We start from the raw sequence: 6,541 nt of genomic DNA on the forward strand, positions 1-6,541 counted from the left end.
GGCGGGGGCCCGGCCCGTGTCTGAAACGGCGCCGGGCGGGTAGCCGGTCTGGGGAGGCACCCCACATGAGACTCAGTGACTGGATGCTCACCGCCGGTGAACGGGGGAACAGCGCCACCCGGGTGGACCGCCGGCACCCCGACGGAGCCGCCTGGACCCGCGGGAACGAGGCGCGCCCGCTCGTACACGGTGCCACGTACTTCGCGGAGCTCCTGCGCACCGTCCGGGCCCAGCGCCGGGGAGACCTCCTCCTCTTCACGGACTGGCGCGGCGATCCCGACGAACGCCTCGACGGCGAGGGGACGGAGATCGGCGCCGTGCTCGCGGCGGCGGCCGCGCGCGGCGTGATCGTCAAAGGCCTCCTCTGGCGCTCCCACCTGGACGGACTGCGGTACAGCGAGAGCGAGAACCGGCACCTCGGGGAGGAGATCGAGGCGGCGGGTGGCGAATGCCTGCTCGACCTGCGGGTCCGTCCCGGAGGAAGCCACCACCAGAAGCTGGTCGTCCTGCGCCACCCCGGCCGCCCCGCCCTGGACGTGGCCTACGTCGGCGGGATCGACCTGTGCCACAGCCGCAACGACGACGCCTCGCACCACGGGGATCCGCAGGCGATGCCCCTGGCGGCCGTCTACGGTCCCCGGCCACCGTGGCACGACGTGCAACTGGCCGTCCGGGGACCGGCCGTCGGGGACATCGAGGCGGGCTTCCGCGAACGCTGGGAGGACCCGGCCGCGCTGAGCCGCAGCCCGCTCGTCAAGCTGCGGGAGCTCGTCAACGGGGAGGACACCTCGGCGGATCCCCTCCCGCCGCAGCTTCCCGACCCACCGCCCTGCGGCCGCCACACCGTGCAGGTGCTGCGCACCTACCCGAACCGGCTGCTGCGCGGCTACCCCTTCGCGCCCGACGGGGAGCGGAGCGTCGCGCGCAGCTACCTGAAGGCGCTGAAGCGGGCCAGACGGCTCATCTACCTGGAGGACCAGTACCTGTGGTCCCCCGAGGTGGTGGAGTCCTTCGCCCGGGCGCTGCGCGAGAACCCCGGACTGCGCCTGATCGCCGTGATACCGGCCGAGCCCGACCAGGACGGCCGGCTGTCGCGGCCCATGAACCTGGTCGGGCGGGTCAAGGCGCTGGACAAGCTGCGCGAGGCGGGCGGCGGACGGGTGGCGGTCTACGGGCTGGAGAACCGCGCCGGTACCCCCGTGTACGTGCACGCCAAGGTGTGCGTCGTCGACGACGTGTGGGCCACGATCGGATCCGACAACATCAACCTCCGGTCGTGGACCCATGACTCGGAACTCAACTGCGCCGTCCTGGACGAGGACGCGGACGCCCGGGCGCCCGCCGATCCCGCCGGGCGGGGTGACGGCGCGCGGCGCTTCGCGAGGGAACTGCGGCTGGAACTCTCCCGCGAGCACCTCGACGCCCCCGGACCCGGCTCCCCCGAGTCCGAGTCCGACTCGCCCGGCGCCCCGGACCCGTTGTGCGACCCGGTAGGGGCCTTCGAGGCGTTCGCCGCGACCGCTGCCGCGCTGGACGCCTGGCACGAGGGCGGCGGCCGCGGCCCGAAACCGCCCGGCCGGCTGCGCACCTACCGGCCGCCCGAGTTCTCGTACGCCGAGAGCCGCCTCACCATGCCGCTGTACCGGCTCCTCGTCGACCCGGACGGCCGTACGTTCGGCCTCCGGCGGCGCAACGCCTTCTGACGGCGGCGGGCCGTCTACGTCAGGGCGGCCACGACCTCGAGTGCCGCGCGTTCGCCCTCGGTCGCGCCGCCTTCCATGAAGCCCTGGAAGTCGTAGCTGCAGTGCTCGCCGCCGATGTGGACGTTGCCCTGCGCGGTGCCCTCGTAGCGGGCGTACCGGTGCAGGTATCCGGTGGGCCAGTAGGAGTACGCGCCCAGCGAGAAGGGGTTGCGGTGCCAGGCGGACAGTTGGGCGCGTCCGTTCCAGGCGGCTCCGGTGCCCGGGAAGAACGCGTCGATGCCGGTGAGCGTCCGGGTGGCGAGGGCTCGTACGTAGGGGTCGGTCTGGGTGGCGAAGGGGGTCGCGGGGGTGAGCGCGCCTGCCGGGGTGCCGCCCCCGTACTGGAGCAGGATGCCTCCGTTGCCGGGCTGGACCTTGGTGGTGTCCCAGGTCTGCTGGAGGCCTGAGTCGGTGAAGCAGTCGCCGGCGCTGACTCCGGGCCACGGGCCGCTGCCACGCCAGGGCCGGCTGGTGAACTGCATGTTGAGCTTGGTGCAGTGGCCCATGCGGGCATCGCGCAGGAGGTCGCGCATGAGGGGGTCGAATCCGGCCGCCGTGAGGTCGATGCGCTGGAGTACGGGCAGCGGTACGCACAGGACGGTGTGGTCGGCGGTCACGGTGCGGGTGCTGCCCGCGTCGTCGAAGGTCAGGGTCTGGGTCCCGTCGGCGTTGGCCCTGACGGCGGTGAGTTCGCGGCCCATCAGCAGGGATCCGGCGGGCAGGGCCTGGGCGATGGCGTGGGGAAGCCGGTCGTTGCCGCCCGTGATGTGGTAGCGCTCGTTGGACAGGCCCCAGACGTTGAAGTGGCCGGGGTTGGGCTGGTAACCCATGAGGAGGACCAGGGCCAGGGCCGACTGGTCGACGGTGTCGGCGCCGTATTCGACGGCGTAGGCGACGTCGATGAACCGGCCGAGGCGTGAGGTGTGGCCGCCCGGGACCCGGGTCTCGATCCACTGGTACAGGGACATGTCGTCGAGGGCGGTGCCGGCGGGGGTGGTGGAGTTCCACGTGACCTCGCCCGCCGCCTGGAGGTCGCGGCGCAGCGCCTGGTAGACGGCCTTGAAGTCCTCGTCGGCCTGGGCGCGGGGGTAGTAGGCGCCGCCGAACCAGAGGACTTCCTCCGCTCCGTTCGGTCCGCCGCCGAGGAAGTCCTCGGTGGGGAGGCCGAAGCGGCGGCACAGTTCGAGGATCTTCTTGTGGCTCGTGTCGATGAGCTCACCACCGATCTCGGAAGTCTGGCCGTAGGCCCAGTGGTCGCGCTGGGTCCACATGCGGCCGCCGACCCGTGTGGGGTTCGCCTCGTAGACGGTGCAGGCGATGCCCGCGTCCTTGAGGGTGAGGGCGGCGGTCAGGCCTGCGATGCCCGCACCGATGACGGCGATGCGGGGGGTGCCCGTCGACGGCTTCTCGCCGTCCGGGGCCGTCTGCGCCCGTGCGGGAACGGCGGCGACGGCGCCGGCCAGGGTCGTGCCCAGACCGAGGGCCGCGGCGCGCTCCAGCAGAGCGCGACGGCTCAGTCCCCGCACGTCCGCGGTGGGCAGGGCCAGGCGGCGGGCGGCGGCGTGTTCGGCGGCGAGTCGCTTGAGTGCGTGCATGACGGAGGTTCGGGCCATGGCGGGTGGCTCCCGGGTGTCAGACGTTCGCGGCGGAGGGGGAAGTGCTCTCGGCGGTGGGATCGGTGGGATCGGTGCGTTCGGCGGCGTCTTCGAGGACGACCCGGCCGATGACCTCGTAGCGCTCGGGCGCCTTGTACTTGAGGTAGACGCCGAGCGCCAGGCCGCCGAGGAAGACGGTGGCGACGATCCAGGGGATGAGGGTGAAGACGAGGGAGTCGGCGGCGAGTCCGGCCGCTGTCTTCATGTTGAGGACCAGCAGGACGACGACGGCGCCCATCGCGAGCCCGCCGAGGAGCGGGGCGGTGAAGGTCTTGAACCAGTGCCGGTCCTCGGGGTGGTTCTTGCGGAAGTAGCCGATCACGGCGAAGGAGCAGAGGGTCTGGACGATGAGGATCGCCATCGTCCCGAGGATCGCGAGCAGGGTGTAGAGGTGGATGTAGGGGTCCTGGCCGGTGAGCCAGAACGCGGCGACGAGGGCGACGGCGATGGCGCTCTGCACGAGGGAGGCGATGTACGGGGATCCGTGCTCGGCGTGGGTGCGGCCGAGCGCCGGGTGGAGGAAGCCCTCCCGGCCGATGGCGTAGAGGTAGCGGGCGGCGCACTGGTGGAAGGCCATGCCGCAGGCGAAGGATCCGGTCAGGAGCAGCCACTGGAAGGAGTCGACGGCCCAGGATCCGAGGAACTGCCGGGTGGGCGCGAAGAAGAGGTCCAGGGGGCTGGCGGAGGCGGACAGCTCGACGGACGCGGAAAGGCCGTTGCCGGCGATGGTCATCCAGGAGACGTAGATGTAGAAGAGACCGACGCCGACGACCGAGATCAGGGTGGCCTTCGGGATCACCCGCTTGGGGTCGCGGGACTCCTCGCCGTACATGGCGGTCGATTCGAAGCCGACCCAGGACCAGAAGGCGAAGAAGAGGCCGAGCCCGGCGGACGTGCCGGTGAAGGCGTTCTTCGGGTGGACCGGTTCGAGCGGGATGCCGTCCGGGCCGCCGCCCGCGAGCAGCACGGCGGTGGCGACCGCGAAGAGGACGGCTATCTCGCCCACCAGCATCACGCCGAGCGCTTTGGCGGTGAAGTTGATGTCGAAGTGCGCGAGGACGACGGTGACGCCGAGCATGGCGGCCGCGTAGAGGATCCAGGGCAGGTCGAGACCGAGCTGGTCGTGCACGGTCGTCTTGGCGAAGTAGGAGAAGACGCCGACGATCGAAGCCTCGAAGACGATGTAGGCGAGGACCGCGAGCATCCCGGAGGCCATGCCGGCGATCCGGCCCAGGCCGTGTGAGATGTATCCGTAGAACGCGCCGGCCGCGGTGATCCGCTTGGCCATGGCGACGTAGCCGACGGCGAAGACCGTCAGGACGAGGGTGGCGAAGAGATATCCGGCCGGGGCCCCGATGCCGTTGCCGAAGCCGACGGCGATCGGCAGGTTGCCGGTCATCGCGGTGATCGGCGCGGCGGTGGCCACGGCCATGAAGACCACCCCGACCAGGCCGACCGAGTTCGCCTTGAGCCGGTGTACTTCACCGGTGGGAGTGTGGGACATGGACGTCCTCTCGACGCAGGCGGCGGATAGCCGATGGCAAGGCGGCCACTCTCGTACCGCGTGACCTGCGCCACAATCGACACAAGGACTGCCAATCGGCGGGCGGGGGCGACGAACTGTCGACCCGTCAGGTCTCTGGACCCGATCCGTAACCGCCCGGTGATGTGCCCGGAACCCTCGAGCGGCCGGCCTTCGCCCGCGGGGTGCGGCCTCGCTCACACCGCGGGAGGGGCCTCGTACGGCGGCCCGCGGCCGACCCCCGGCCGCAGGGGCGGGACGGCGCCCGCGGATCGGGGGAACCGCCGCGGATCCGGAGCGGATGGACGGGCCAGGTCTGGGCAGCCGCGAGGCATGGCCGTTCTACGAAAGCTCGCCCGCCCTCTGCTCGCCGCCCCGTTCGTCACCGACGGACTGCGTACCGTGCGCCGCCCCGAGCGCGCCGCGGAAGCAGCCGCACCCGTGCTCCGGGCCGCCGGCCAGCGCGTCCCCGCCCTCGCCGGGGACCCGCGGCGGCTCCTGCGCGTCACCGGCACGATCCAGGCGACAGCGGGTCTGCTGCTCGCGACGGGGCGCGCCCCGCGCCTGGCGGCGCTCGCGCTCGCCACCACCCTGGTCCCGACCTCCCTCGCCGCCCACGCCTTCTGGACGGTGGAGGACCCGCAGGAGCGCGCACGGCTCCGCGCCCACTTCCTGACCGACCTCTCCGTCCTGGGAGGGCTCCTCATCGCCGCCGCGGACACCCACGGCAAGCCCTCGCTCGCCTACCGCTCCCGGCACGCGCTCGATCACCGGCACCCGGTGCGGGCCGTCCGCCGGCCCGTGGAAGCGGCCGCCGCCGGTACGGCCCACCGCGCGAAGGCGGTGGCGGCCTCTCTCACCGGCTCCCACTGAGCGGGCCCGGCCCACCGCTGCCGCGCCTCGGTTCCCCGGGTGGGCCGCCCTCCCCCTCGCACGACACCCGGGTCCCGGTTCCACCGGTCAGGACCCGGCCGCGACGACGAGGAACACCCCATGGCAGACGCCCGCCGCACCGCCCCGCGGATGTCCCGCGGCTCGCCGAACGGGCCGACCGCGCTCGGTCCGCGCCTTCTGACACGGACCCTGGCCCTGGTGACCCGGCGCGGCCGAGGCCGCGTCGCGGGCGCCGCGGCCACCTGTGCGACCGCCGCCGAGCACCGGTCGCACGCCGGCCGTCAGGACGGGTCCGGACCGGACGCCGCGCGCCGGCCCCGGGACCAGGAGACCCTTCCCGGGGCCACCGACCTGCGCGAGCGGGCCCACGAGGTGGTCGCCTCGCGCACCACCCGGCCCGAGGAGCTGGCCTCGCTGCTCGCCATGCTGGACCTGCGGCCCGGGCCGGACGCGCAGGGCCCGGCCCGACGAGGACGCAGGCCGCCCCGAGCGCGATGACGCCCGGCGCCACCCCTCGCCGGTGACGCTCCAGCCGAGCGCCTCGGTCCGGAACCGGCCGACCCGCGGATCGCCGCGCCGTGCCGCGCCGTGCCGTGCCGTGCCGTGCCCCGCGTCCCCCGCCCTCCTCGTGCCGCTAGGCCGTGTTTTAGGAAGCGCGGGCGGCCAGCCATTTGGTGAGGTCGCCCGCGATCTGGTCGATGCTGGTCTCGGTGGTGACTTCGTGTTCG

Annotated in this window: 5 protein-coding genes; 3 read left to right on the plus strand and 2 right to left on the minus strand. The window is 73.0% G+C overall.

Features of this window, described 5'->3' with window-relative positions:
• Positions 1-65 precede the first annotated feature (65 nt).
• On the plus strand, positions 66-1,703 hold the full coding sequence (locus ACWF9Z_RS15810; protein WP_453602481.1) for a phospholipase D family protein: 1,638 nt from the start codon (positions 66-68) through the stop codon (positions 1,701-1,703).
• A 14-nt stretch (positions 1,704-1,717) separates the two neighbouring features.
• Here ACWF9Z_RS15810 and ACWF9Z_RS15815 read toward each other — a convergent pair whose 3' ends face one another.
• Both ACWF9Z_RS15815 and ACWF9Z_RS15820 read right to left on the minus strand, forming a co-directional pair.
• On the minus strand, positions 1,718-3,355 hold the full coding sequence (locus ACWF9Z_RS15815) for an FAD-dependent oxidoreductase (RefSeq protein ID WP_453602483.1): 1,638 nt from the start codon (positions 3,353-3,355) through the stop codon (positions 1,718-1,720).
• A gap of 19 nt (positions 3,356-3,374) precedes the next feature.
• The gene (locus ACWF9Z_RS15820; protein WP_453602485.1) at positions 3,375-4,901 is read right to left on the minus strand and encodes an APC family permease; all 1,527 of its coding nucleotides are present in this window, start codon (positions 4,899-4,901) and stop codon (positions 3,375-3,377) included.
• 351 nt (positions 4,902-5,252) lie between these two features.
• On the opposite strand from ACWF9Z_RS15820, the gene ACWF9Z_RS15825 reads away from it, so the two are divergent.
• The gene (locus tag ACWF9Z_RS15825) at positions 5,253-5,792 is read left to right on the plus strand and encodes a DoxX family membrane protein (protein WP_453602486.1); all 540 of its coding nucleotides are present in this window, start codon (positions 5,253-5,255) and stop codon (positions 5,790-5,792) included.
• Between the two features lie 120 nt (positions 5,793-5,912).
• Positions 5,913-6,311: a hypothetical protein gene (locus ACWF9Z_RS15830; protein ID WP_453602488.1), complete on the plus strand. Its 399-nt coding sequence runs from the start codon at positions 5,913-5,915 to the stop codon at positions 6,309-6,311.
• Positions 6,312-6,541 lie beyond the last annotated feature (230 nt).

The sequence above is a fragment of the Streptomyces sp. NPDC054961 genome (assembly GCF_053609145.1).